This is a genomic window from Granulibacter bethesdensis (assembly GCF_001889545.1).
GTDB lineage: Bacteria > Pseudomonadota > Alphaproteobacteria > Acetobacterales > Acetobacteraceae > Granulibacter > Granulibacter bethesdensis_B.
This window is the reverse complement of sequence record NZ_CP018194.1, coordinates 325187-351695: the sequence shown is the minus strand read 5'-3', so window position 1 is coordinate 351695 and position 26509 is coordinate 325187. Positions and strand designations below refer to the sequence as shown.

At 60.1% G+C, this 26509-nt stretch carries 26 protein-coding genes and 2 tRNA genes; 11 read left to right on the top strand and 17 right to left on the bottom strand.

Annotated elements, in window-relative coordinates; translation table 11 throughout:
* Positions 1-10: 10 nt before the first annotated feature.
* The gene (locus tag GbCGDNIH8_RS13315) at positions 11-484 is read right to left on the bottom strand and encodes a CsbD family protein (protein WP_072571848.1); all 474 of its coding nucleotides are present in this window, start codon (positions 482-484) and stop codon (positions 11-13) included.
* 161 nt (positions 485-645) lie between these two features.
* Here GbCGDNIH8_RS13315 and thiM point away from each other — a divergent pair, with 161 nt between their 5' ends.
* Complete coding sequence (thiM, locus tag GbCGDNIH8_RS01530; RefSeq protein ID WP_072573509.1) at positions 646-1470, top strand: hydroxyethylthiazole kinase; 825 nt, start codon at positions 646-648, stop codon at positions 1468-1470.
* Between the two features lie 19 nt (positions 1471-1489).
* On the opposite strand, the gene GbCGDNIH8_RS01525 is transcribed toward thiM, so the two are convergent.
* On the bottom strand, positions 1490-2275 hold the full coding sequence (locus tag GbCGDNIH8_RS01525) for a class I SAM-dependent methyltransferase (protein WP_072571847.1): 786 nt from the start codon (positions 2273-2275) through the stop codon (positions 1490-1492).
* 135 nt (positions 2276-2410) lie between these two features.
* Here GbCGDNIH8_RS01525 and GbCGDNIH8_RS01520 point away from each other — a divergent pair, with 135 nt between their 5' ends.
* Positions 2411-3217, top strand: a complete 807-nt coding sequence (locus tag GbCGDNIH8_RS01520) for an AraC family transcriptional regulator (protein ID WP_072571846.1) — start codon at positions 2411-2413, stop codon at positions 3215-3217.
* A 286-nt stretch (positions 3218-3503) separates the two neighbouring features.
* On the opposite strand, the gene GbCGDNIH8_RS01515 is transcribed toward GbCGDNIH8_RS01520, so the two are convergent.
* The 3 genes from GbCGDNIH8_RS01515 to GbCGDNIH8_RS01505 are packed head-to-tail and all read right to left on the bottom strand — an operon-like array spanning position 3504 to position 5744.
* Positions 3504-3743, bottom strand: coding sequence for a ribbon-helix-helix domain-containing protein (locus GbCGDNIH8_RS01515; protein ID WP_072571845.1), 240 nt, complete (start codon positions 3741-3743; stop codon positions 3504-3506).
* Positions 3740-4801: a tRNA epoxyqueuosine(34) reductase QueG gene (queG, locus tag GbCGDNIH8_RS01510; protein ID WP_216634496.1), complete on the bottom strand. Its 1062-nt coding sequence runs from the start codon at positions 4799-4801 to the stop codon at positions 3740-3742. The genes GbCGDNIH8_RS01515 and queG overlap by 4 nt, the downstream gene beginning before the upstream one ends.
* 16 nt (positions 4802-4817) lie before the next feature.
* Positions 4818-5744 (bottom strand): LysR family transcriptional regulator, encoded by a 927-nt coding sequence (locus GbCGDNIH8_RS01505; protein ID WP_072571844.1) that lies wholly within the window; start codon positions 5742-5744, stop codon positions 4818-4820.
* 105 nt (positions 5745-5849) lie between these two features.
* Here GbCGDNIH8_RS01505 and wrbA point away from each other — a divergent pair, with 105 nt between their 5' ends.
* Positions 5850-6449 (top strand): NAD(P)H:quinone oxidoreductase, encoded by a 600-nt coding sequence (gene wrbA / locus GbCGDNIH8_RS01500; protein ID WP_072571843.1) that lies wholly within the window; start codon positions 5850-5852, stop codon positions 6447-6449.
* On the opposite strand, the gene GbCGDNIH8_RS01495 is transcribed toward wrbA, so the two are convergent.
* The 7 genes from GbCGDNIH8_RS01495 to GbCGDNIH8_RS01465 form a co-directional block, all read right to left on the bottom strand.
* Positions 6413-6892, bottom strand: a complete 480-nt coding sequence (locus GbCGDNIH8_RS01495) for an acyl-CoA thioesterase (protein WP_072571842.1) — start codon at positions 6890-6892, stop codon at positions 6413-6415. The two genes, wrbA and GbCGDNIH8_RS01495, sit on opposite strands and share 37 nt — an antisense overlap.
* A 2-nt stretch (positions 6893-6894) precedes the next feature.
* Positions 6895-7686 (bottom strand): fumarylacetoacetate hydrolase family protein, encoded by a 792-nt coding sequence (locus GbCGDNIH8_RS01490; RefSeq protein ID WP_072571841.1) that lies wholly within the window; start codon positions 7684-7686, stop codon positions 6895-6897.
* 5 nt (positions 7687-7691) lie between these two features.
* Positions 7692-8153, bottom strand: a complete 462-nt coding sequence (gene queF, locus GbCGDNIH8_RS01485; RefSeq protein WP_072571840.1) for a preQ(1) synthase — start codon at positions 8151-8153, stop codon at positions 7692-7694.
* Positions 8146-9273, bottom strand: a complete 1128-nt coding sequence (gene tgt, locus GbCGDNIH8_RS01480; RefSeq protein WP_072571839.1) for a tRNA guanosine(34) transglycosylase Tgt — start codon at positions 9271-9273, stop codon at positions 8146-8148. Before tgt ends, queF begins: the two co-directional genes overlap by 8 nt.
* Positions 9274-9339: 66 nt before the next feature.
* On the bottom strand, positions 9340-10395 hold the full coding sequence (queA, locus tag GbCGDNIH8_RS01475; RefSeq protein ID WP_072571838.1) for a tRNA preQ1(34) S-adenosylmethionine ribosyltransferase-isomerase QueA: 1056 nt from the start codon (positions 10393-10395) through the stop codon (positions 9340-9342).
* Between the two features lie 63 nt (positions 10396-10458).
* Positions 10459-10860, bottom strand: a complete 402-nt coding sequence (locus tag GbCGDNIH8_RS01470) for a VOC family protein (RefSeq protein ID WP_072571837.1) — start codon at positions 10858-10860, stop codon at positions 10459-10461.
* A 65-nt stretch (positions 10861-10925) separates the two neighbouring features.
* Complete coding sequence (locus GbCGDNIH8_RS01465) at positions 10926-13034, bottom strand: NAD(+) synthase (protein WP_408874901.1); 2109 nt, start codon at positions 13032-13034, stop codon at positions 10926-10928.
* A gap of 154 nt (positions 13035-13188) precedes the next feature.
* On the opposite strand from GbCGDNIH8_RS01465, the gene GbCGDNIH8_RS01460 reads away from it, so the two are divergent.
* Positions 13189-13431: a hypothetical protein gene (locus GbCGDNIH8_RS01460; protein WP_072571835.1), complete on the top strand. Its 243-nt coding sequence runs from the start codon at positions 13189-13191 to the stop codon at positions 13429-13431.
* Positions 13432-13485: 54 nt separating this feature from the next.
* Here GbCGDNIH8_RS01460 and GbCGDNIH8_RS13080 read toward each other — a convergent pair whose 3' ends face one another.
* Positions 13486-13797 carry a hypothetical protein gene (locus GbCGDNIH8_RS13080; RefSeq protein WP_072571834.1) on the bottom strand — a complete coding sequence of 104 codons (312 nt, stop codon included), beginning with the start codon at positions 13795-13797 and terminating at the stop codon, positions 13486-13488.
* A 194-nt stretch (positions 13798-13991) separates the two neighbouring features.
* Between GbCGDNIH8_RS13080 and GbCGDNIH8_RS01450 the strand changes: the two genes are divergently transcribed.
* On the top strand, positions 13992-14540 hold the full coding sequence (locus GbCGDNIH8_RS01450; protein ID WP_072571833.1) for a biliverdin-producing heme oxygenase: 549 nt from the start codon (positions 13992-13994) through the stop codon (positions 14538-14540).
* A 70-nt stretch (positions 14541-14610) separates the two neighbouring features.
* On the opposite strand, the gene GbCGDNIH8_RS01445 is transcribed toward GbCGDNIH8_RS01450, so the two are convergent.
* The 3 genes from GbCGDNIH8_RS01445 to GbCGDNIH8_RS01435 all read right to left on the bottom strand — a co-directional run bounded on the left by GbCGDNIH8_RS01445 (position 14611) and on the right by GbCGDNIH8_RS01435 (position 18721).
* On the bottom strand, positions 14611-15609 hold the full coding sequence (locus GbCGDNIH8_RS01445) for a c-type cytochrome (protein ID WP_095206398.1): 999 nt from the start codon (positions 15607-15609) through the stop codon (positions 14611-14613).
* Positions 15610-15771: 162 nt separating this feature from the next.
* Positions 15772-15847, bottom strand: a tRNA-Lys gene (locus tag GbCGDNIH8_RS01440).
* A 153-nt stretch (positions 15848-16000) separates the two neighbouring features.
* Complete coding sequence (locus tag GbCGDNIH8_RS01435) at positions 16001-18721, bottom strand: Rne/Rng family ribonuclease (protein ID WP_253736071.1); 2721 nt, start codon at positions 18719-18721, stop codon at positions 16001-16003.
* A 260-nt stretch (positions 18722-18981) separates the two neighbouring features.
* Between GbCGDNIH8_RS01435 and GbCGDNIH8_RS01430 the strand changes: the two genes are divergently transcribed.
* From GbCGDNIH8_RS01430 to GbCGDNIH8_RS01410, 5 genes are all read left to right on the top strand, one after another.
* Positions 18982-19209: a hypothetical protein gene (locus GbCGDNIH8_RS01430; protein WP_072571830.1), complete on the top strand. Its 228-nt coding sequence runs from the start codon at positions 18982-18984 to the stop codon at positions 19207-19209.
* Positions 19210-19247: 38 nt separating this feature from the next.
* Positions 19248-20171, top strand: a complete 924-nt coding sequence (locus GbCGDNIH8_RS01425; RefSeq protein ID WP_072571829.1) for an N-acetylmuramoyl-L-alanine amidase family protein — start codon at positions 19248-19250, stop codon at positions 20169-20171.
* A gap of 169 nt (positions 20172-20340) precedes the next feature.
* Positions 20341-23112, top strand: a complete 2772-nt coding sequence (locus GbCGDNIH8_RS01420; RefSeq protein ID WP_081369026.1) for a penicillin-binding protein 1A — start codon at positions 20341-20343, stop codon at positions 23110-23112.
* Between the two features lie 44 nt (positions 23113-23156).
* A protein-coding gene (prfB, locus tag GbCGDNIH8_RS01415) for a peptide chain release factor 2 (RefSeq protein ID WP_157692511.1) occupies positions 23157-24288 on the top strand; the annotation gives its coding sequence in 2 pieces (ribosomal slippage) (positions 23157-23225 and positions 23227-24288; 1131 coding nt in all).
* Positions 24289-24354: 66 nt separating this feature from the next.
* Positions 24355-25848: an MFS transporter gene (locus GbCGDNIH8_RS01410; RefSeq protein ID WP_072571827.1), complete on the top strand. Its 1494-nt coding sequence runs from the start codon at positions 24355-24357 to the stop codon at positions 25846-25848.
* A 41-nt stretch (positions 25849-25889) separates the two neighbouring features.
* Here the strand turns inward: GbCGDNIH8_RS01410 and GbCGDNIH8_RS01405 are convergent.
* Positions 25890-25965: transfer RNA gene (locus GbCGDNIH8_RS01405), tRNA-Ala, on the bottom strand.
* 208 nt (positions 25966-26173) lie between these two features.
* Between GbCGDNIH8_RS01405 and GbCGDNIH8_RS01400 the strand changes: the two genes are divergently transcribed.
* On the top strand, positions 26174-26494 hold the full coding sequence (locus GbCGDNIH8_RS01400) for a YggT family protein (protein ID WP_072571826.1): 321 nt from the start codon (positions 26174-26176) through the stop codon (positions 26492-26494).
* Positions 26495-26509 lie beyond the last annotated feature (15 nt).

Below are 26509 nucleotides of genomic sequence, written 5' to 3'. Positions count from 1 at the left end.
GCCACTGTCATCAGAACAGCCAGCGACGTTTCGGCGGAGGCTCCGGGGCCAGCGGGCTTGAGGGAGAATGGATCATGAAAGCCGCCAGATACCCGACCACACCGGCCAGCGCGACAGAGAGAACCGGCTTCTGCTCAAGGCTTTCCCCCAGCTTCTGCCCCCCGCGCACACTCGTTTCATAGACTTTGCCGCCCGCATCGGCGGCCTTTTCCCATGCCGTCTCGGCAAGCTCACGCAGCCGGGCGGTCACAGTCTCTGCATGCTGACGCGCATGTTCTTCAGCGCCATTCACTTTATCCCGCAGGTGATCAACACCTTCCTGAACCGCATCTGCGGTATCGTGAGCAAACTGCTTTGCCTTGCTGATGCCCTGATCCAGCTTGCCTTCTGCCTGGAGCCCGGTATCACCGGTCAAGCCGCCCGCAGCGTCCTTCACCTTACCCTTCAGATCGGTGACTGCAGCGTCTATATCACGATTACCCATGCAACATCCTCCTTGATCTGCGAGGCGCGCGGACTGGCGCGCATTTCATATCCCGCACCGTCATATCGATGGCGGTACTGTCTTTGGTCTTTACGTCCCAGCCGGGATCAGGTTTCCCTTCTTCTGCCGGGGGATATATTGCCCCGGATGGAGCGCATGCGATGACAGACCAAATTTTATCCGCTGCATGGCTGACAGAGCGGACCATTTATCTGCTCACTCTTCTGAGAGAAAAACGACCGCTGGTGCACAACATCACTAATCTGGTGGTGACCAATACCACCGCCAACGCATTGCTGGCGCTGGGAGCCTCGCCCGCCATGGTGGAGGGGGTGGAGGAAGTGGACTCCTTTGCACGCATGGCCGACAGTCTGGTTATCAATCTCGGCACCATGTCCTCCCCCCGTGCCGCTGCCATGAGGCTGGCCATGGCGGCAGCCCGTCAGGCCGGAAAACCGGTGGTGCTCGATCCGGTGGCGGTCGGTGCCCTGCGCTATCGCACCGAACTGGCCCGTGATCTGCTGGAGGCAAAGCCGCATATTGTACGCGGCAATGCCTCGGAGATCATTGCCCTGGCTGGAGATGGCAGCGGCGGGCGCGGCGTAGACAGCCTCGTCTCCTCCACAGCGGCGCTGGAAGCGGCTTCCATACTCGCCCGCCGCACCGGCGGAGCGGTGGCCGTGACGGGAGCCACGGATTACGTGACCGATGGTACGCGCCTGATCGGCATCGCCAACGGCCACCCGATGATGACCCGCGTCACCGGCCTTGGCTGCACCGCCACCGCGCTGATCGGCGCTTTTGCGGCAGTGGAGCCAGACCCGCTGATGGCTGCCTGTGCCGGATTATGCGCCACCGGTCTGGCCGGAGAACTGGCCGCTATCCGCGCCGATGGTCCCGGATCGTTACAGGTGGAACTGCTGGATGCATTGTATGCGCTGGACAGCGCCATTCTGCGTGATACCGCACGCTGGGTTCTGCCCTGATCACTCCATTTTCGTAGTCTTAGACCTGCCATGCGATGATTGAGATGGGGAAAAACAGCCGCAGACCATCGACAGCACGGTAAGCCTGCACACCCAGACGATCGTCACCGGAGCGGATATCGGCCTCGAACATCTCCGTCAGGGCGGGCATAGCCTCCGGATCGGCCAACTCCTCCAGCTTCGCTTCCAGACGGTAGCCGTCGATCAACTGTTCAATCAGCCCACATTGCCGCCCGATCTCCCTCAACTGGATCAGAGTGAGAGCAGAGGTATGAGATGGATCGCGTATCCGTTCCATCCTGTCATAAGCGCTCTGACTCTCTGGTGCAGGGGTTGCATCGATCACCACCACCCGGCCACCTTCACGGCAGACCCGCTTCATTTCCGCCACGATGCGCCCCGGATCGGTCATGTGATGCAGGCTGTAGCGCGTGGTCACACAGTCGAAAGACCCATCCTCAAACGGCAGTGATCCGGCATGGCCCACATGCCATTCCAGATTGCGCAGACCGGCTGCATTCTGCCTCCGCCTTGCCTCTCCGATCATCGCCGCGGTCAGATCAATCCCGGATACATGCTGTGCCTGCTCCGCCATGGCGCATGCCAGAATGCCTGGACCGCAGGCAACATCCAGCACACGGGAAGCCGAGGTCAGGGCACAGGCGGCCAGCGTGCGGACCATGGAGGATTGTTCCGCATGCACAGGTAAAGCCGCAAAAGTCCCGGCCCATCGCGTAAATTGTGCGATCACCGCATGATCATGACTCTGCCGCGGCCCGTCGGGGGCGGTGTCTGATGGGGTCATGGCCTCTCTCTCCTGCTGGGGCGGGAAAGATAGGCAGGGACATCGTTGACCGGCTAACGCTTACAGGCCAAATACCAATGATCAACGGCCACACCTCACGACCATGCCACACCTCACGACCATGAAAGTGCCGTCATGAAGATCCTGAGCCGGGACGAAACAGCCGATATTCTCCACCGTTACGGTATCGACAAACCATACGGAACGGGTTTTGCGTTCCGGGACCATGCGCGCAACACCACCTATGACTGGCACACCCATCCGTATCACCAACTGATTTACGCTGCCTCCGGGGCCATGCGGATTGAAACCGAAACCGGGCAACATATTCTGCCGCTGGGGCAGGCGGTGTGGATACCGGCCAACATCCGTCATCGCACCACGATTATGGATATGGACAGTGCATCGCTCTATTTTTCACCGGACTGTGTGATCAACGGTACGGAAAGGGTCCGCATTCTCCATGCACATCCCCTGATGCGTGAAATGATCCTGTACGCCACGCGCTGGCCGGTCGGCGCATCAGAACATGATCCTCTGGCACGCTGTTTTTTCCAGTCTCTGGCAATGCTCTGCGAAGAATGGCTGGAGGCCGAATTGCCTCTGTTTCTGCCCGGTGCACGAAGCACGCGCATGACGCGCGCCATGGATTACGCGCTTGCCTCACCCGGACAGGCCACACAGGCCGGCGCGATAACCGCCGCCGCTTTGTCGGAACGCAGCTTCCGGCGCAGCTTTCAGCGTGAAACGGGTATGAACTGGCAGGCCTGGCTGACACAGGCACGCATGCTGCACGCCATGAGTCTGCTGATGGAAGGTCAACAAGTCACCATGGTGGCTGCCGAATGCGGCTATGCCTCGCTCAGTGCCTTTGCAAAAGCCTTCGCCGCTGTTGCAGGGGAAAACCCTTCCGTTTTCAGGGCACGCCAGACGCAATCATAATTCTTCCTCATGGCGCATTGATCAGGTCCAAAAAAGCTGATCTGCCTTCCTGCGGTGCCTATCCAGCGTCTGCGGACGTGTCTGCTCCGCTTCCGGTATGGTTGCGAGTTCCTGCCTGATCAGCGCATCAAGTTCAGGATAGCGGGCGCTGTTCGTTGGTACGCCGTTTCGCCGCGATCAGAGTGTTAATCTGTTCCAGCAGAGGTATTTCGATCACATCACCGGCCCATGCAGGCGCAGATACTCATCAGGGGGAGACTGATATTCAATTTTTGGTTCAGATCATTCAGTCCTGCTCTGCCTGTTTGATACCTGTCATGCTCAGCGCTGCTTCCAAAGCCAGCACCCGCAATGCCGAAGCCAAAGGACGATCCGGATTGCGGGAGGCATCGACCATGGCAATCAACTGCGCCAATGTCTGCGACTGACCGGAAGCAATATCCGTCAGCATCGTCCAGAATTCCGGCTCCAGCGCCACGCTGGTGCGATGACCGGATAAGGAGAAGCTGCGTTTGATCAGACTCATGACGGCTTCTTGGCTTCTGCCAGTCTGGCAGCAGCCCAGCGCGCCGCGTCAGCAACAATGTCTGATGTATCGTCAGTCAGTGCCTGCACCTTTGGTAACAGGGACGGATCACCGCTATTACCAATCGCATATAGTACATTGCGGATAAAACGATCCCGCCCGATGCGCTTCACCGGCGAGCCAGAAAACAACAGGCGAAAATCCGTATCATCCAGTTGCACAAGCTGATCAAGTCGAGGCGACACCAGCTCCGGACGGGCTTTTAACTTCGCCTCCGAAGCCTGTGCGGCGAAGCGGTTCCACGGACATACGGCCAGACAATCATCACAGCCATAAATACGATTTCCCATAGCCCGCCGAAATGGTTCCGGCACCGGACCATGGAATTCGATGGTGTAGTATGACACGCATCGCGTTGCATCCAGACGGTATGGCGCGGGAAAGGCGCCGGTCGGGCAGGCATCAAGGCAGCGATGACAGGTGCCGCAGCGGTCAGGATGTGGATCATCATGCGGCAGAACCAGCGTGGTGAAAATTTCGCCCAGCAGTAACCATGATCCGTGCTGGCGGGAGACAAGATTACTGTGCTTGCCCTGCCAGCCCAACCCCGCCTGCCGCGCCAGCGGCTTTTCCATCACCGGCGCCGTATCGACGAAAACCTTCACCATTCCCCCGTGTCGAGCAACGATCCTCTGTGCGATCTGTTTCAATTTCCCCTTGATGATATCATGATAATCCCGGTTTCTGGCATAAACCGAGATATTGCCGATCTGAGGCTGATCCAGATTGGCTAGCGGATTTTCCTCCGGCGCATAAGACATACCCAACGCGATCACGGTGCCGGCCTCCGGCCACAGGGCCCTTGGATCGGCGCGCTGATCACTGCGCTCCGCCATCCAACCCATGGTGCCGTGACAACCCTCCTCCAGAAACGCCGTCAAACCATCCTGCGCCGTCTGAGTCAGGGTGGCAGGCGAAAACCCGACCGATGCAAAGCCCAGTTCCCGCGCATAGGCAGCGATATCCTGTTTCGCTTTTTCCTGCGTCTTCAATGCCAAGGCTGGCTGTGGAGGGTCAGGCTGCCTTGTCACGAACAATCCAGCAGCATTTCGATAATTGCCCTGTCAGGAAACTGGCTACAGCCGCGATACGGGCCGGGCGCAACAGCGAAGGCGGCAGAACGATATTCAGATCCAGCAATGGCAGGGACCAGTCCGTCAGAACCGGCACCAGAGCGCCTGACATCAGATCATTCCAGATCAGAAAATCAGGCGCCAGCGCAAACCCCTGACCGCTCCGTGCCGCCTCCAGCAGGACGTCGCCATTATTGGTGCGCAGGCGGCCCTCCGGCAACAGCGAAGCTTCCTCACCCGTGCTTTCATGGCGCAGACGCCAGCGCCCGGCCATGGTGCCGTGGCCGTAGCCAAGACACAGCGCCATATCCAGATCACGAGGATGCTCCGGAGTACCACGTTCCAGCAGGGACGGCGCAGCAACGATCTTCATCTGCATCTGGGCGATCCGGCGTACCCGCAGACCGGAATCCGGCATCTGCGCGATACGGATCGCCATGTCATAGCCCCCTGCCACCAGATCAACGACCGCATCATCCAGGCGTAAATCGATATCAATCCCGGGATGCTCGGCCAGAAGCTGGGGAATCAGCGGCTTCAGATGCATCAGCCCGAAGCTGACCGGCGCTGAAATCCTGACCAGCCCACGCGGCGCGGCAGAAGAAGAGCGTGCGTTTTCCTCCAGACCCTGTGCCTGCTCCAGCATGCTCAGGGCGCGCTCAAGAGAGGCTCGGCCGACTTCTGTCAGGGATAAGCGGCGGGAGGTGCGGTTGAACAGCGGCGCGCCGATCCGCCCCTCCAGCCGGGCGATGATCTTGGAGATGGTGGCTCTGGACAGGCCCAGCTCCTCTGCCGCACCGGCGAAAGAGCCGCTGTCGGCCACACGGGCAAAGACCGCCCAGCCTTCAAGATCAGGAAGAAACGGCATCACAAATCCGGAAAAGATGCATTTCCATTGTTTCTCTTTCTGAACTCTCCGGCCTGCCCGATCATTATAACCGGAAAGCCGATCTCATAGGAAAGGAACGCACGCATGGCCAAAGTTCTGGTTCTCTACTACTCCACCTACGGACATATCGAAACCATGGCGGAAGCCGTCGCTGAAGGGGCCCGCGCCGCCGGGGCCGAGGTCGATATCCGCCGTGTTGCCGAGCTGGTACCGGAAGAGGTCGCCCGCGCCAATCATTTCAAGCTCGATCAGGCTGCTCCGCTCGCCAAAACGGAGGAACTGCCGAATTATGACGCCATCATCGTCGGTGCAGGCACAAGGTTTGGTCGCCTGCCCTCCCAGATGGCTCAGTTCTGGGACCAGACCGGCGGTCTGTGGGCCAAAGGCGCCCTGGTCGGCAAGCTCGGTGCTTCATTCACTTCCACCGCCAGCCAGCATGGCGGGCAGGAGACCACACAGTTCTCCCTGCTGACCAATCTGCTTCATCACGGCATGGTAATTACCGGCCTGCCCTATTCCTTTCAGGGGCAGACCAAACTGGATGAAGTCTCCGGCGGCACGCCTTATGGCGCCTCCACCCTCACCGGCGGTGATGGGTCACGTCAGCCGAGCACCAATGAGCTGGATGGCGCGCGCTTCCTAGGCGATCACGTTGCCCGGCTGGCGGCCAAACTCGTCGGCTGATCGGACAGACCTTCGGATAACGCCCTCAGCCGCGCGATGAGGGCGTTATCCACCCCCACCGGGCGGCGCGTGTTCCGGTCGATCAGCACCAGAACCAGCCGCACTGTGGCCACACAGAGCGTCTCGACAAACAGACCCTGCCGCAGCGTGATGCTGCTGCGCCCGACCCGTTCCAGCGCAGTGCCGATCCGCACCACAGCCGGATAGAAAATCTCGGAGCGGAAATCGATCTCGATCCGGGCTGCAACCGCCATGCGGCCGGGATCGCTCAGCAACCCGGCCTCCCGCATGAACGGCACATAGCCGGTCTCGGCGTAACGGGCGAAGGTCACGTTGTTGACGTGACCCTGCGCATCCGTATCCCCAAAGCGAACTGCGTCCTCGATCCATGCATGAAACTCATCAGGAGAGCAGACCGAAGGGGAAGTATCCGGTTGAGTCATTGTCAGGCGGCGACCGCATCGGCCTTTTGCGCGACCGTATTACGCAGCGTGCCGATCCCGTCGATCGTGACCTCCACCACCATACCAGGCCGCATCGGCAGCACACCCACCGAGGTGCCGCAGGCAATGACATCCCCGGCACAGAGCGTCATTTCCTGTGACAGCAGGCTGACGATCCGGGCCGGAGACAGGATCATGTCGCTGGCCGGGTAGTTCTGGCGCTCCCGCCCGTTCAGGGCGACGCGGATGCGGGCTTCCTGCCAGTTCAGGCCGGTAGCGATAGCAGGGCCGATCGGCCCGAACGTGTCACAGCTTTTGGCCCGCGCCCATTGCGGGAAAGACGGATCGGCATTGAGAATATCCAGCGCCGTCACATCATTCACCGCCGTATAGCCGAAAATCGCGGCCTCGGCGGCTGCCTCATCCGCGTTATGGATGTCCTGTCCGATCACGATGCCCAGCTCGCCTTCGTAGAGCACTTTCCCCTGATAGGATTCAGGCGGCACGATCTCCGCATCCGGGCCGACCACGCTGTCCGGAGATTTCAGGAACCAGAGCGGCTGTTCGGGAACAGACGTGCCGAGTTTGGCCGCCAGCTCATGAAAATTGTTCCACAGCCCGATGAATTTGCGCGGCGTGACCGGTGCCAGCAGATGCACCGCCTCCAGCGGAACGACTTCGCCAGAGGGTGCCTTCTCGCCGAACATCGTGCCGGTATGGGCCGTGATCACCCCTTCCGCCAACGTTCCGAAACCGGTTTCTCCATCCCGCGCAAAACGGACCCACAGAGCCATATGATTTAACCTCTTCCCCGATAACCCGGCACATCCTGCGCCGGAATCCATACACCATCCGGCGGTGCGCCGGTCTGCCAGAACACGTCGATGGGGATACCGCCGCGCGGATACCAGTAAGCACCGATCCTCAGCCAGACAGGATCAAGCAGGCTGACCACACGCTCCGCGATTTTCATTGAACAGGCTTCGTGAAAACTGCCGACATTGCGGAAACTGGTCAGAAACAGCTTCAGGGATTTGCTTTCGACAATCCAGTCACGCGGCACGTAATCCAGCACGATATGCGCGAAATCCGGCTGGCCGGTCAGCGGACAGAGAGAGGTGAATTCCGGTGCGGTAAAGCGGATCATATACGCTTTACCCGGCGTCGGATTGGGCACTTTCTCCAGCACTGCCTGATCCGGACTGGCGGGCTGGGAAATGGTCTGGCCGAGCTGGGTCAGACCTGCATAGTTTTCAGCCATCCTGTTTCTCCCGATCTCCGGCCGCCCAGGCGGCGCGCAGCGTGACGGCATGCTGCTCCAGCCGTCCATCCATGATCGCGCTGCGCAGGCCACGCATCAGAGACTGATAGTAATTCAGATTATGCCATGTCAGCAGCATCGGTCCCAGCATCTCTCCGGCCCGGAACAGATGATGCAGATAAGCCCGGCTGTGGCGTGTGCAGGCAGGACAATCGCAGGCCGGATCGATCGGGCGGGGATCATCTGCATAACGGGCATTGCGCATGTTCATCACCCCCTGCGAGGTGTAGGCGCGGGCAGTCCGTCCGGCGCGTGTGGGCATGACGCAGTCAAACATATCCACGCCCCGCATGACCGCACCCAGAATATCATCCGGTGTGCCAACCCCCATCAGGTAGCGCGGCTTTCCACGCGGCAGCAGCGGCAAGGTATGGTCGAGCGTGGCGAACATCGCCTCCTGCCCCTCTCCCACCGCCAGACCGCCCACCGCATAGCCGTGGAAATCATCGCCCAGCGCCGTCACGGATTGCGTGCGCAGATCATTATAGATGCTGCCCTGCACGATCCCGAACAACCCGTACCCGTCACGCGGCACGAAGGCATCCCGGCATCGCGCCGCCCAGCGCATCGACAGCTCCATGGAAGCAGCCGCCTCCTCATGCGTGGCGGGGAATTTGGTGCATTCATCGAATGCCATGGTGATCGTCGCATCCAGCTTGTGCTGGATTTCGATCGCGCTTTCCGGCGTCAGACGATGGCGGGAGCCATCAATATGGGACTGGAACGTCACGCCATCCTTGTCCAGCTTGCGCAGGGAGGACAGGGACATGACCTGAAACCCGCCACTATCGGTCAGAATGGGACCGGGCCAGTCCATGAAACGGTGCAGGCCGCCCAGCGCCGCCACCCGGTCCGCTCCTGGGCGCAGCATCAGATGGTAGGTATTGCCAAGCACGATCCCGGCGCCGGTGGCGCGGACGGAATCCATCATCATGGCCTTGACGGTGGCCGCCGTGCCGACCGGCATGAAAGTCGGGGTCGGCACGTCACCATGCGCGGTATGCAGCGTGGCGGCTCGCGCCCGGCCATCCTCGGCCTGAAGAGACAGGGTAAGGGACATGAGCAACGCTGTGCCGCCTTAATGCCTGTCGCGCAAGTCCCGCCGATGTGGATCAGCCGCGCTTGTTCAGCCCCGCTCGATCAGACAGGCATCACCGTAGGAGTAGAAACGGTAAGCCTCAGCGATGGCATGTGCATAGGCCGCCCGCATCCGCGCTGTTCCGGCAAAGGCACAGACCAGCATGAACAGGGTCGAACGCGGCAGATGAAAATTCGTCAGCAACGCATGGGCGGTGCGGAACCGGTGACCTGGCTTGATGAAAATATCAGTCTCGGCATCAAAGGGACGTACGCCACCCGTCGCATCGGCCGCACTTTCCAGCAGGCGCAGGCTGGTTGTACCAACCGCGACAATCCGTTTGGCCGCATTGATCCGTGAGGCAGCCTCCGGCGTGATGACACCACGCTCTGCATGCAGACGATGGGCCTCGATCGTATCATCACGCATCGGCAGAAAAGTACCGGCGCCGACATGCAGGGTGATCGTGACACGCTCGATCCCCTTTGCCTCCAGCCTGTCCAGCAAGGCCGGGGTAAAATGCAGCCCCGCCGTCGGCGCAGCCACCGCACCACGATGACGGGCAAAGACAGTCTGATAGTCTCTCGCATCCTGATCGGTTGGGCCTTGCGGACGATCGATATAAGGCGGCAAGGCCAGCGCCCCGTACTGCGCCAGCGCCGCATCGAAATCCTCCGCGACAAAACGCAGGATGGCGCCCCCATCTTCGTCACGCGCCACCACCTCGGCCGCCAGCATGCCGGTGGGCTGCGTATCCTCCTCGGTAAAGCGCAGCCTGTCGCCGGCCCGCAGGCGACGCGCATTGCGGGCCAGCACATGCCAGCTTCCATCCGGCAGAGGCCGATTAAGCGTCAGGCCGATCCGCGCCTGTCCGCGCCATGCCGTGAGTTGCGCCGGGATCACCCGCGTATCATTGGCCACCAGCACATCGCCCGGGCTCAGCAGATCGGGCAGATCGCGGATATGATGATCATGGAATCCCTCCTCCCCTGCCGGGACATGCAGCAGACGGGCGGATTCGCGCGGACGCGCCGGTTCATGCGCGATTCGCTCCGGCGGCAGATCGAAAGTGAAATCGGCAATATCGAGAGGGGCTGTACTCATGGCCCTCTATCTGCCGGGCCTGCCTCCGCGCTTCAAGCTCTGCCTACGCACAGGCAGGGCAGATTATTCAGCGAGGTAGGAGGCGATCTCCACCAGATTACCATCAGGGTCCCGGCAGTAGATGGAATGAATCTGACCCAACGCACCATGTTTGCGCACCGGCCCTTCCTCGACCGTGACGCCGCAATCGTGCAGATGCTCGATCACCTGATCCGGCCCGACCGCCGTGATGAAGCACAGATCATCACTGCCGATCTGCGGATGAGCAGCAGTAGACCAGCTGCGGGTTTCGTTATCGAACGGGCGCAGATTGATTTTCTGGCCGCCAAAACGCAGCGCGGTACGACGCTCCGCCCCGAATTCTTCCCGTTCCATCCCCAGCACACGCTGGTACCAGGATGCGGATATTTCCACATCACGGACATTCATAACGAGGTGATCAAGGCGGTCGATGGTGAATCGCATCGTGACAGATGACGTGAAAACGGGCCGCTAATCAAGCTGAAGCTGTGCCGACAGAGCGCAGTTGGTCAGGAAAAATCATCCGGCACATGAGCAGCCAGCTCTTGCAGCCATATCTCTGCGCTGCCATCGGACGGCGCCCGCCAGTCACCGCGCGGGGACAATGCTCCCCCGGCAGAGACTTTCGGACCATTCGGCAGCGCGGATCGTTTGAACTGGCTGAAGCCGAAGAAACGCTTCAGGAACACCTGCATCCAGTGCCTGATATCGGCCAGACCGTAGGCGTGCCGCTGATCTGCCGGGTAGTTGGGTGGCCATACGCCCTGCTGGGCATCGTGCCAGGCGTGCCAGGCCAGAAAAGCAATCTTCGATGGACGGAACCCGTAGCGCAGGACATGGAACAGGGTAAAATCATGCAACGCATAGGGGCCGATGGTGCCTTCCGTGCTCTGCGGCTTCTCCCCTTCCGCAACCGGGATCAGCTCCGGCGAGATTTCGGTGTTCAGGATCGCCTCGAAAATCACACGTGCCTCATCGGAGAAATCGCCGCTGGCTCCGGCCCAGCGGATCAGATGCTGGATCAGGGTCTTGGGCACTCCGGCATTGACGTTGTAGTGCGACATCTGGTCACCGACGCCATAGGTGCACCAGCCCAGCGCCAGCTCCGACAGGTCACCGGTGCCGAGCACAATCCCGTTATGCTGATTGGCGAGCCGGAACAGGTAATCGGTGCGCAGCCCGGCCTGCACATTCTCGAAAGTAATGTCATAGACCTGTTCCCCTCCGGAAAAGGGGTGCTCCAGATCGGCCAGCATCTGCCGCGCGGCCGGCCGTATATCCAGCTCATGCGCGGACACGCCGAGCACCCGCATCAGCGCCAGCGCGTTGTTGCGTGTTTCATCCCCGGTCGCAAAACCGGGCATGGTGTAGGCCAGAATGTCGGAACGGGGCCGTGCCAGCACATCCATCGCCCGCGCTGCCACGATCAGGGCATGGGTTGAATCCAGCCCTCCCGACACCCCGATGACCAGCTTGCCGATTTTGGCGGCAGACAGGCGCTGCGCCAGACCACGCACCTGAATATTGTAGGCCTCATAGCAATCCTGAGCCAGACGGGCGGGATCGGCAGGCACGAAGGGAAAACGCTCTACCCGGCGACGCAGCCCCAGATCACGGGATGGCGGGTCCAGCCGGAAACCGATCCGGCGGATGTCTGCGCTCGCCATTTCCCGCCGGTTTTCCTCGAACCCATGCACCCGCATCCGCTCCTGCATCAGCAGGCCCGGATCAATATCGGCCACTGCCATCGTGGCTTCCTGCGCGAAACGGGGCGTTTCAGCCAGCAGGGTTCCGTTTTCATAAATCGTGGCCTGCCCGTCCCAGGCGAGATCGGTCGTGCTCTCCCCCCAACCCGCCGCCGCATAGATCGTGGCTGCGACACAGCGCATGGAGGCAGAGCGGCTCAGCAATGCACGGCTGTCAGCACGCCCGATGGTGATCGGACTGCCGGAAAGATTGGCCAGCACCGTCGCCCCGTTCAACGCCCCCAGAGTGGCCGGAGACACCGGCATCCACATGTCTTCACAGATCTCGACATGCAGGGTCAGTCCCTCCACATCCTCAGCGGTAAACAGAAGATCTGTGCCGAAAGGTGCGTCCTCATCACCGATGCGGATGCTCTGCCCCTGCACCGAAAGCCCGGGCGTGAAATGACGGCACTCGTAAAATTCCCGATAATTCGGCAGGTAGGATTTCGGCACCACACCCAGCACGCGCCCGCGATGCAGCACGATGGCAGCATTGAACAGACACCCGCCCTGCCGTACCGGAGCACCGATGACGATCACACTCATCCAGCCCGCGCTGCGGCGTAGCAACGCCCCCACTGCAGCATCCACCGCATCCAGCAGCACATCCTGCTGCACCAGATCGTCAATGGCATATCCGCTCAGGCAGAGTTCAGGGAATACCGCGACCGCCACCCCCTCCGCATTGGCCCGTGCTGCCAGAGCAGCAATCTCGTCCGCATTCCGGGCCGGATGGGCAATGTGAACAGATGGCACACATGCCGCCACCCTTACCAGACCATGGCTGTAAAGGGAGGGAAAAGGGGAGAACGGACGCTGCTCGACATGGGACATGCCATCATTATCGCATGAAGTAGCGACCATCTCCATGGTCAGCTATGTTTCCCACAGCACCCGCTCTCAGAGCATACACCGGAAAGTTGAAAAATACGGAGAACAGTTCTCCGTATCTCCCGAAGATCATTCAGGTTTATGAAAACAGTCTTGTTCCTGAACAGACCATGACAATCATACCGGGGGTGCCATGCCATTCAGCCATCAGACGCCTGACGCACGCATTCTGGCCCTGAGCAATGAGCTGAATGCGGCCACGGACATGCTGCGGGAACTGGTGATCCTGCTCGACCGACATCTGGCTGATGACGGACGTAACACCCTGCACGAGCGTCTGCTGACGCTGCGGCGCAATGATCGCGTGAACGGGGCCAGAAACGGCCCCCTGTCCCATCTGGCTGAAACCTTGCTGACATCCCTGCCACACGCCTGAAACCTGCGGCGCGTGGCGGATGCCGGCCAGTGCATATGAACAGTGCATATGAACTCAGTGCGTATTCGCGATCGAGGCGAAATGATCGATCAGTCGGCTCGCCTCATCGACACATGTTTTCGTATTCTCTCCTTCCGCACATTTGACGACGACACTCAGGTCGCCACGGTGCAGCCTGAAAAATGCGGCCTTTGACGGCGGCGGCGGAGGCGGCGGCCCGAACGGATGATGGTGATCCGGCGGCAGCATAGGGGCAGTATCCCCATGCCCTGGACCCTCCGGAATCGGAGGTGCTTCCTGAGCATAGACAGCACCAGCCACACCAAAAGCCAGCAAGCCCACACCTGTTAGAATGATCCTGCGCATTGTGAATTATCCTCCTGAATTCTGGCCATCACCACCTGACAGGCGGCAACAGCCGAAGGAAACCCCGATTGCGTAACAGATCGGCGTCATAAACGTGACGAATTGCAACAGGCATGCAGGGCAACGCTGTCAGAAACCATGTTGTTGGTGGATCGTTATCTATAAAAATATTTCCTTACAGTTTCTCGTAATGCATGACAGCTTTATCAATCACACTGAAACAACAGACATATTCCGATCATGACAGGCTGGACCAGGCTGTCAGAAAACTTCTGATTACGCTTGATGGATACAGGCATTTTCTGACAGCACAGTATTGTTTTCACAGGGATATCGTTCCGCTTTATCAGAAGAAGGTACTGCTTCAACTGATCCCTGACCTTGCTGAGCGCAACCGTCTGCCAGCCATTGAAGCCGATGCCGCTGTCCTTGGGCTGACACTGCCATCCATGCAGTCAGCCATTCCAACCGGTGCAAAAGACACATCCGCCGCTCTTGGCTGGCTGTATGTCGCAGAAGGATCAAAGCTTGGCGCTGTCCATATTGCGAGACAGCTTCAAAGGCATGGGCTGCATGACACTTATGGTCTGCGGCATCTTCATCTGGGGCACGATGGCGTATCGGTGGGATGGCTGCGTTTCAGATCTATGCTGGATCATACTGCTGTGGAAGCGGAACAGTGCATCCGTCATGCGCAACAGGCCTTTATGCGGATCACGCGCTATCTTGAGTTGCCCGCCTGACAAAAAAGATTCCATTCCGGAATCTCATTATCATGGTGATGCAGCCACACATCATCCCTCAGCGTCACACTTATCTGTCTGCATTGCGCAGATATTTGAGAGCGTCGCGAACAGGCTGAAACGGCCCGAGGACATGCTGCTTCCGGCTGAACCCATCCGCATAAGGGCCATAGGGTGTATCAACGGGTTTTTCAATTCTGTTCGGATAATCCCGCTGGAGATCTGCTTTGACAGGTCTGGGCTGTGTATTGACAAAAGCCGCCACATCCCACGAATCCTCAATGGAGAGCACCGGCTGTGTCCAGTTCGTACCGTCCGGCATGTTATGGCGGATAAAATTCGCTGTATTGATCAGACGATCCATCCCGGCACCCCTATTGAAGCTGTCAGTCCCCCATAACGGTGGTACCGCGTATCCCTGTGCATCACCCACTCTGCCGACACGCTGTCCCTGCCCATCCTGACCATGGCATGCGGCACAAACCTGACTGTACACGGCCTGACCACGCACGGGGTCAGCAGCCCGCATCAACTCTGGCATGCTCCCGGCCCCTCGTCCCAACGTAGGCGCGCCAACAGGACGACCAGTAGACAGAAATTGCAGGTAGGAGACGATCGCCTTCATCTCCTTTCCATCCAGAGGCAGAGGCTTACCGTTCATGCTACGTTGCATGCATCCCTGCACACGATCCTCAATTGTCCCGACAGTGCCGGAACGGGCGCGATAATTCGGAAAATCTGCGAATACCCCAATCAGGGGCAGGCCAAATTTTTTGGTTCCGCCCTGCAGATGACAGCTCTGGCAATTCAGATTGTTGCCGGCAAAACGCCGTGCCGGATCAGCAACTTCCGGACCGATCAGGGACGCGGTCCTGACAATCAAATCGCGGCCATATCTGACCGTACGGCCCCATTCATCCTGCGGCAGGGTATTGATATCGGGAACAGACCAGCCCCCCTGCACCATAACAGAAGGATCAGAAGCGGCTTTATCAGCCATGGCGGCAGTGTTCGATGCACCTGACAATACCACAACCATAACCAGAAAAACCGGTATCGCTGCCTTCATGCAAATTTTTTCCGTTTTGACGGCCAAAAAATGCCTGACTGTATTGACGGATGAAGGATGTCCACATCACTGAACGGCGGCAGTGATCACATCGCATGCAAGGAGTATATCGCCAGAATATTTGGACGTATACGACAGAAGCGAAGGGATTTTTCGACAAGTTGGTGGGCGCACAAGGACTCGAACCTTGGACCCGCTGATTAAGAGTCAGCTGCTCTACCAACTGAGCTATGCGCCCAACCTGCCGAGGCGCGCGTAATACCGTTCCGGGGCTGACCTGTAAACCCCATCGACATGATTTTTATCATGCGCAGACAAAAGAGGCCGGGCGTGCGTTCTGAGACGCGCGACCCGGCCTTTTTTCATTCAGCCTTCAGCAACAGACGCTGCCTCAGCGTTTCCACCAGCCGCGTCTGGCCCGTGGAGCGGCATCCTCAATCACCACTGGCTGGATGGGAGGCGCAATATAGGGCTCTGCCTGTTCCTCAGACACGACAACCGGCTCAGGCACCGGATCAGGATGGTGTTCGGACCAGGAGCCCTGATCCACTTTCCCGTCACGGATCATCGGTTGCTCAATAACGTCGATCACGTCGAATACATCCAGCGGTTGCTGACCGAATGGATCAGCCGGGGTAGGACCGGTATAGACAACTGGTCCGGCATCATGACCATTCGCCTGAGCAGACTGACGGCGCCCACGCCCGCCACGGCGGCCACGACGGCGCGGACGGGAATCCTCCGCAAACTCATCACCAAATTCACCGGAGACAGCCTGCGTGCCATCAACGGCATCACCCTGTGTTTCCACGGTGGTTTCTTCGGCAGCAATCCCGGCCACTGGCAGCTCTGTAGTTTCCAGGGGCAATGCAGGGGTATTGGCAGCCCCGTGACTGACAGGTTCCTCCTCCTCGGTCGGATTGCCGTTATCATCCTGCTCGGACCTGGCATCCAACCCATTCTCGGCCCCGTCATCACGGCGATTGCCACGACGGCGACGGCGACGGCGGCGACGGCGGCGATCTCCATCATCCTGTCCGATGTCAGACTCTTCTTCTGCGGAAGACAGCCTGCCACCCTTGCTGCTTCCTTCCGCGGTACCAATCGGTTCTGCCTGCACGGTCACGTCCAATACCGCCCCAGGGGCCGCCTCGAACGTCGCAAAACCGTCAGAGGCATCAGCGAAATCATACAGATCACCCGCAATGTTCGGCTGCGGATCAGCAACCCCGATCAGCGAAGTCTGGACCACTTCTTCCATCGCACGGGCGCGGATTTTCTCAATCCGCAACTGGGAACCACTGAACTGCGCATCAGCGGAGAACAGCACCTTCATGCCGAAGCGGGATTCCAGCGTGGCCAGAAAATCCCGGCGATTGTTGAGAATATAGAACGCTACATCGGCAGCGGCATGCACCATGATCTCGGCATAGCGACGGCGTGCGCCCTCTTCCTCGATCGCCCGCAGCACATGGACGGAAGCACCCTCAGTGGTGCGGACCAGACCAAGTCCATTGCAATGCGGGCAGGTAATCATGCTGGTTTCGGTCAGGGACGGGCGCAGACGCTGGCGGCTCATTTCCAGCAGGCCAAAGCTGCTGATCTGGCCGACCTGAATGCGGGCACGGTCGTTTTTCAACGCTTCCTTCAGGCGCCGCTCGACCATGCCGTTATGCTTGCGGCTTTCCATGTCGATGAAATCGATCACGATCAGACCGGCAAGGTCACGCAGACGCAACTGACGGGCGACCTCATCGGCCGCTTCCAGATTGGTGCGGAGGGCCGTTTCCTCAATGCCCCGCTCCTTCGTGGAACGACCGGAATTGACGTCGATCGCCACCAGAGCCTCGGCCTGGTTGATCACCAGATAGCCGCCGGATTTCAGCGAAACATTCGGCGCCAGAATGGCATCGAGCTGCGATTCAACCTGATAATGCGCGAACAGAGGCTGTCCGGCACGTTCCTTGTTGGCGTTCCAGCAGATCACCTTGCGGGCATGGGAGGGCATCAGCATGCGCATGATATCGCGCGCAGCCCGCCAACCTTCTTCACCATCGACCAGCACTTCCTCGATCGTACTGGTATAGACATCACGGATCGCCCGCTTGATCAGGCTGGCTTCCTCGTGAATCAGCGCAGGTGCGGACGAACGCAGGGTGATGTCGCGGATATCATCCCACAGGCGCAGCAGGTATTCGCAGTCGCGCATGATCTCCGCCTTCGGGCGGTTCCCGCCAGCGGTCCGGACGATCATGCCCATGCCGCGCGGGATCTCCAGCGCGCTGATAATGTCTTTCAGGCGGCGGCGATCAGTGGCGGAGGTAATCTTGCGTGACACGCCACCACCACGCGGCGAGTTCGGCATCAGCACGCAATAGCGGCCAGCGAGGGAAATATAGGTGCTCAGCGCGGCCCCTTTATTACCCCGCTCTTCCTTCACCACCTGAATCAGCAGGATCTGGCGGCGCTTGATGACTTCCTGAATTTTATAATTGCGCAGGAAACGGGGGGAGCGGCGCTCACGATCCTCTTTCTGGCGGGCCGGGCGCGAGGTCTGACGGCTTTCCTCCTGATCATCGCCTTCCTCGGCGGAAGCATGGAGGTTCCCCTCATCCCCTGCCTCGACAGAAGAACCGGCAGTGGATTCATCCTGCTCTCCGCCATCCTCTCCACCATCGGGGTCATCCTCTTGCGGACCGGAGGCTTCGGCTTGCTCCGGATCCGTGTGGATGACCTCCTGAGCGGTGTTCAGGGGGCGGCCTGCGGCACGACGCGCCTCAGCGGCGGAAAATTCGGCTTCCTCAGCCTCCTCCTCCTCACGTGCTTCCTCTTCCTGCATGGCGAGCAGGCGCTGACGGTCGGCAACAGGGATCTGGTAGTAGTCGGGATGGATTTCACTGAAAGCCAGAAAGCCATGCCGGTTGCCGCCATATTCGACGAAAGCGGCCTGAAGACTCGGCTCTACCCGGACGACTTTGGCGAGATAAATATTCCCTTTGATCTGTTTACGGGACGCTGCCTCGACGTCGAAATCTTCAAGCCGGTTTCCATCCATCACCACCACGCGGGTTTCTTCCGCATGGCTGGCGTCGATGAGCATTTTTTTGGTCATTGAGTAATGAGCTCCGGTACACGCCCGGGATATGCGCGAGCGGCGCGCTCCACCGGGCATGACGTTGTGTCGGTGTATCGTCGCGAAGGGCACGCACAGCCGCAAACATATCCGGACCAGCGCCTGAGGCGCATGGTATGACAATCTCAGTCAGTTCCGAATATAGCCACACAGTCTGGCGTCTCGATCCTTCGGTCTAAAAAACTGGGTGCGGCAGCCGTTACAGGCGCCAGACCCGGCGGTTTTCCCAACGCCACATAATGGGTGGCCGCGGCGCGGGTGCGCTCGCTGTCCAGTATGAAACCAGCCCGGCGGTTGGCTCCATGCATCCGGCTCACGATCTGAACGATCTGTCGGCGGGCATGGTCACGCCGCTGGCAATCTCTCTGGCGAAACCAGCATGGAGCAAATACCCGCCCACTGCAAGACGCGATCATGTGATCCAAAGGAGACAGTTCGCCCAAAATGCGCCATATTTCAAAGCCTAATAGTCAAGACCGACCGTACGGTGTTAAAAACACGCACTATGGCTGATCTTCTGTCACTGCACCGCCGCAGCTTCCTTGGCGCGATGACCTCCGGGCAGCTCCTTGCCAGGGCGGGCCTGCTCGCCAGCTGGATGTTGCCTCCCGCATTGCTGGACAGCATAGCAGAGGCCGAGGCTGCGGGGCCGCAGAAACATGGCCATCCGCATGCCATAAAAACATTGCATGCTCCGCGCGCCGGCCAATCCGCCGCCCGGAAAAACAATGCGGCCCGTCTCATCATGCTCGATCCCGGCCATGGAGGGAAAGATCCGGGCGCCATCGGCGTCACCGGCACCTATGAAAAACATGTCGCCCTTGCTGCCGCAAAGGAACTGAAACGCCAGCTGGAACGGACCGGGCGCTACCGGGTGGAACTGACCCGCAGCAACGACACCTTCATTCCCCTTGATGGAAGGGTGGATCGCGCCCAGAGCAAGGGTGCTTCCCTGTTCATCTCCATGCACGCGGATGCGCTGCATAATGCCGGGGTGCGCGGGGCCAGCGTCTATACACTGGCAACGTCAGCCTCTGACGCGCAGACAGCGTCTCTGGCGAAACGGGAAAACAGCGTGGACCGGTTTGGCGGCCCGGCTTTTAGCAACCAGCCACCCGATATCGCCCGTATTCTCACCAGTCTGGTGCGGCGGGAGACCCGAATCGGATCAGCCCGACTGTCACACAGCATGGTCAGCAGCCTCGACAGCACCGTGCCAATGCTGACCCATCCTGCCCGCCATGCCGGCTTTGTCGTTCTGAAAGCCGCCGATATTCCCAGTGTGCTGGTCGAGATGGGCTTCATGTCCAATCATCAGGACGAGGCCCTGTTACGTCGCCCTGATCATCGCATGCGGATCGCCGCCGCCATGACCCGTGCCGTAGAAGCCTATTTCGCCACCAGCACCGGCTATGCCATGCGGGGATGACCCGGCACGCTGCGCCTATCAGGCAATGGTGTACCTGATCATGGATTGACGGGGATACACGCCCTGCCTTGACTGCCTTTCCACCCTCTTCCAGCCCTCGGCACCCTCGCATGGCGGATCAGTCACCTTCCCCATGCACCGGATCACGAAATCTGATACAGAGCCGCGCATGACGTCCTCCGATCTGCCGCCCCCTGACCGTTCCATTGCCGTTCCCCCGCGCCCGGTGCTGACTGCGCGGGAACGGCTGGCACCCCCTTCCCCGGAACCAGGGCAGGAACCTCCCCGCAAACAGCGCAGGGATAATCAATCCTCGCGGCGTCCGGCACGTGAAGCCGGGAAAAGACGGGCAGGCGGCCGTTTCCGCTGGATCGGCCGCCTGATCGGCGCGCTGGCCGGGCTGATCGTGCTGGGTGGTCTGACTGGGATAGTCGCGATCTATGCCGCCTATCGCCATTATGCATCCGACCTGCCTGATCTGGAGGGCCTGCGCGTCTATCAGCCCCGTGTCATGAGCCGCGTCTATGCTTCTGACGGGCAGATTGTCAGTGAACTGGCCACCGAACGGCGCGTATTCGTGCCCTTTTCAGCCATTCCCGACATTGTGAAAAAGGCTTTCGTCTCTGCCGAGGACCAGCATTTCTGGACCCATCCCGGAGTCGACCCCGTTGCGATGTTCCGGGCTGCCATCACCGATCTCAATCATTTGCATGACGGGAAGCGGCCCATCGGTGCGTCAACGATCACCCAGCAGGTCGCCAAGAACATGGTGCTGACCAATGAGGTTTCGATCGCACGCAAGATCAAGGAGGCCATTCTGGCCCTGCGGATCGAGGAAAGCCTCAGCAAGCAGCGCATTCTGGAGCTGTATCTGAACGAGATTTATCTCGGGCAGGGCGCCTACGGCGTTGCTGCCGCGGCACAGGCCTATTTCAACAAGCCGCTGGACGAAATCACGATACCGGAAGCCGCTTTTCTGGCTGCCCTGCCCAAGGCACCGAACAATTATAACCCGTTCCGCTACCCCGATGTCGCACGGGGCAGACGGGACTGGGTGCTGGATCGCATGGCGGAGGACCATGCCATCACCCGTGAGCAGGCCGCCGAAGCGAAACAGCAGCCCGTGCTGCCCACCGCGTTCCATCGGCCCGAAGGCATTCCGGGTGCCGGTTACTTCGCGGAGGAAGTACGGCGCAAACTGGTCGAGCGCTTCGGGGCCGACACCACGACGCAGGGCGGGCTGTCGGTGCGCACCAGCCTTGATCCAGCCTTGCAGACTGCCGCCGATCAGGCGCTGCATCGGGGGCTGATGGCCTATGATCAGTCCCATGGCGGCTGGCGCGGCCCGGTGGCCCATCTGGAAGAAAACAGCCTTTCCAGCCGGCAATGGGAGTCCGAACTGGCGAAGCTGCCACGTCCGGCCGGTATGCTGCGCAACTGGCGACTGGCTGTGGTGATGAAAACTCAGGCCGCCGATGCCTCCCTGGTCTGGACCGATCCGCCCGCCAGCCCGCTGCCTACCGCAACCCCCGCCCCGGTGCATCACGGCATAATGCAACTGGCGGACACAAAATGGGCACGTCCCGTGAAAGACGGGAAGCTGGGTGGCGTCCCCCGCCGGATGAATGATGTCGTCTCCGTCGGCGATGTCGTGATGGTCGAGGTTGATGAAGCAACACCTGCCAGCCCGGTTGTTCAACCAGCCGCGTCATCAACCCGCAAAACACCGGCCACCCAGATCAGGGAAGTCCCTGGCCCGGCCCTGCATGTCCGACTGCGCCAGATTCCCGCTGTGCAGGGGGCCCTCGTTTCTCTCGATCCCCGCTCGGGCCGTATTCTGGCGATGAGCGGCGGCTGGAGCTTCGAAACCAGCCAGTTCAATCGGGCGACACAGGCCAACCGCCAGCCCGGAAGCTCCTTCAAGCCATTCGTCTATCTGACGGCGCTGGAACAGGGCATTGCGCCGGGCCAGACCTTTCTGGATGCGCCCTTCGTGATGAATATGGGGGCAGCAGGGATCTGGCGGCCCAATAACTATGAGATGACCTTCTCCGGTCCGGTACCACTGAGCGTCGCGCTGCAAAAATCGCTCAATCTGGTGACGCTGCGGGTCGCGCAGAAAGTCGGTATGGAGGCGGTGGCCAAGACCGCGATGGATTTCCATCTGGTCGATTCCATGCCGAAAGTCCTGCCCGCCGCCCTCGGTGCGGTGGATACCACCGTGCTGCGTGAGGCCGGAGCCTATGCGTCTCTGGCGCAGGGCGGCAGGCTGGTCACGCCGCATCTGATCGATAGCGTGCAGGACCGTGACGGGCATGTCATCTGGAAGCCGGAAGACATCACCTGCGAGAACTGCACAACACCTGCAACCCCGCCCGCAACGGCCCCTTCTTCTGCTCCCCCGGCCATATCCACTGATGCCGGTCCGGTGCTGGATGACAAACGCAATCCGGTGGCGGATGCGATGAGCACCTTCCAGATCGTCACCATGATGGAAAATGTGGTGGCACGCGGCACCGGTTATCAGGCCTCGATCGGCATGGGCGGACGCCCCATTGCAGGCAAAACCGGCACGACTCAGGATTTCGTTGATGCCTGGTTTGGCGGCTTTACACCAACGCTCGTCACCATCGTCTGGATCGGTTTCGACAACCCCACCTCTCTGGGCGAACACGAAACCGGCGGAGCGCTGGCAGCCCCTGTCTGGCGCGAATATATGAGTGTCGCACTGAAAGATCATCCAGCGCTGCAATTCCCGATGCCGGAAGGCATGACACTGGTGAAAAGCCCCGCCGGCTGGGATGCCCTGAAGCCCGGCCAGCCCGATGGCGGTGCCATGATCGATGGCGGCAGCGCATCCGGGACGGCTCAGCCCGGCGATTCCTCCGGCAGTGGAGGAGGCAGCGGCGGTCTCGACACCGGAATGGGCGGGCTGTATTGAGCGCCTCTCGTTTTCTTTGACTTCAGTATGACCGGAACAGGACCATGTCCGCCGAAATCGACGCCCTCAACCAGCAGATCAAGCAGTCCGTTGCACTGCTGAGGAGGCATCTTTGACTGGGATGCCGCTCAACACCGTCTTGCGGAGCTGAATGCCCGCGCCGAAGACCCTGATCTATGGAACGACTCCGCCGCCGCTCAGGCGGTGATGCGTGAACGCACCCGTCTGGCCAGCCAGGTAGAAGGCGTGCTGCGTATGGAATCAGACGTCAGCGACGCCACCGAGCTAGCCGAAATGGCCGAAGCCGATGGCGACGAAGCCATGGCCACCGATGCCCGCCGCATGCTGGAAACCATTGCCGCCGAAGCCAAGCGGCTGGAAATCGAAAGCCTGCTGTCCGGCGAGGCTGACGGCAACGACGCCTATCTGGAAATCAATTCCGGGGCAGGTGGAACAGAGGCTCAGGACTGGGCCGAAATGCTGTTGCGCATGTACACGCGCTGGGCCGAAGCGCATGGCTACAAGGTCACGCTGATCGAACAGAGCGATGGCGAGCAGGCCGGTATCAAATCCGCGACCCTTCAGGTTGCTGGCCCCTCCGCCTATGGTTGGCTGAAGACCGAAGCCGGGGTGCATCGTCTGGTCCGCATCAGCCCGTTTGACAGCGCGGCAAGGCGGCAGACCAGCTTCGCCAGCGTCTGGGTCTATCCGGTGGTCGATGACAATATCGAGGTCGAGATCAACGAAGCTGATCTGAAGGTCGATACGTTCCGTGCCTCAGGTGCGGGCGGTCAGCACGTGAACAAGACAGAGAGTGCGATCCGTATCACGCACGTGCCATCCGGTATCATCGTCGCCTGTCAGACCGACCGTTCCCAGCATCGCAACCGCGCCACGGCGATGAACATGCTGAAAGCCCGCCTGTACGAAGCCGAGCTGCAAAAGCGTGAAGCAGCAGCGCAGGAGCAGGAAAACGCCAAAAGCGAAATCGGTTGGGGCCATCAGATCCGCAGCTATGTTCTGGCGCCTTATCAGTTGGTGAAAGATCTGCGCACCAACGTTGAAAAAGGCAATCCGGGTGCTGTGCTGGACGGCGATCTGGACGAGTTCATGGCCGCCGCCCTGGCGGCCCGCGTCGGCGCACATCGCAGCGAGGCGAGCGCCAGCGCACAATAAGCCCTGACCATTCCGGCCGGACAGAAGGCATGCAACCTGCCTCCCTGCCCGGCCGTTTTGCGTCTCATGGAAGCGCGCCAGACTGATTGTCCACATTCCAGGGAGCGATCCTCCCCTTCACCACCTTCAGTCACAAGCAATATTCCGGCTCGTCTGGATCGACTGCCATGGAGCCGGTTTCATACGCTGGTGATCATAGCACTCGGGATTACCTGGATTCTGGACGGGCTGGAGGTTACTCTCGCCGGGTCTCTCGCGGGCGCAATCGCCAGCAGCCCAGCCCTGAAACTTAGCGGCGGACAGGCCGGTCTCACAGCCAGCGCCTATCTTGCCGGCGCCGTTGGAGGCGCTTTGTTTTTCGGCTGGCTGACCGATCGGCTCGGCCGGAAGAAACTGTTTACCCTGACCGTGCTGCTCTATCTGGCCGCTACGATTTTGTCGGGATTATCGTGGAGTTTCTGGTCCTTCACGCTGTTCCGGTTTCTGACCGGCGCAGGCATTGGCGGTGAATATGCGGCCGTCAACGCTACAATTCAGGAACTGATCCCGGCGCGCAGCCGCGGCTTTGTCGATCTGGCGATCAATGGTTCGTTCTGGCTCGGCGCAGCGCTCGGGGCACTGGGGTCAGTGGTGGCACTGGGCCATCCCGCGTGGATTGATCAGGAAACAGGCTGGCGGGCAAGCTTTGTGATCGGCGGCCTGATCGGCTTTGTCGTGCTGCTGTTACGGCGCTGGATTCCGGAAAGTCCGCGCTGGCTGATGACCCATGGCAGACCCGGCGAGGCTGATGAAGCGATGCGCCAGATCGAAACGATGGTCGCCAAAGACAGACCCAATAATGTGCTTCCGCCCATTCCCCCCACCCGGCTGCGTCTGCGCACCGATGTCAAAAGCTGGTTTCTCCCCAGCCTGCATATTCTGTTCACGCAGTATCGGGACAGAACCATTCTCGCAGCCATGCTGATGGGAGCACAGGCGTTTTGTTATAATGCGCTGCTGTTCACCTATGCGCTGGTGCTGAACAAATTCGAAGGCATCGGCAATGCACAGGTTGGATTTTATATCTTTCCTTTTGCACTCGGGAATTTTCTCGGCCCGCTGCTGCTGGGGCGATGGTTCGATACGCTCGGGCGTAAAACCATGATCACCGCAACCTATCTTCTCTCCGGCCTGTTGATGACCATGGTTGGTCTGTTGTTCGGCGCGGAGCTGTTGGATGCAACAGGACAGACAGTGGCCTGGACCATCGTGTTTTTCTTCGCCTCTGCCGCCGCCAGTTCAGCCTATCTGACCGTCGGCGAGAATTTTCCGCTGGAAGTCCGTGCCGTTGCGATTGCGATTTTCTATGCGCTGGGCACCGGGATTGGCGGCATTGCAGGACCAGTGCTGTTCGGCCACCTGATTGATGCGGGACGGGAAGCTGTGATGTGGGGCTACGCTGCCGGAGGCGCGCTGATGATGGCCGCCGGGCTGGTGGAATTGAGGCTGGGTGTGAACGCCGAAAATAAATCCCTTGAAGAGATCGCCCCACCCCTGAGCAGCCTGCCGCTTCAGGAATAGTTTGAAACAAGGAAGCGTATTTCACGACGACCAGCGAAGCGTGGTGGAGCTGAGGGGAATCGAACCCCTGACCTCCTCATTGCGAACGAGGCGCTCTCCCAACTGAGCTACAGCCCCGCTCCGCGTCGTCTCCTGCACTGCGTTGCAGCGCAGGCGGCGCGTAATGCCGCGCCCACGCGCCGAAGTCAAGCTGATAGTGGGGAGGAATCTGCATCGCACCCTTCCTCCCGACTTGCAGGATGGCAAGCTTGCGGTTCACGACCCGGCACGGCTAGACCAAGCGACCAGACCCACTGTCACCTGATGTTTGACGGAGACGCTTCGCGTGCTCACGATCGCTTTCAATCTGCTGGATACGTTGATCCAGCTTTATATCTATGCGCTGATCCTGTCGGCGATCATCTCGACTCTGATGTCCTTCGGCGTGCTGGACAGCCGCAACCGGCTGGTCTGGTCGATCGCCGATTTCCTGTATCGCGTAACCGAACCGGTTCTGCGCCCCGTGCGCAATATCCTGCCCAATATGGGGGCGATCGATCTCAGCCCGCTGATCGTGCTGCTGGTGCTGCAACTGCTGGTCCGGCCCATGCTGGGCAAGCTGTATATTGCTATCGCATTCGGCCAGTGGAACGCATTGCTGCAATAATTCCATCCACAGGCA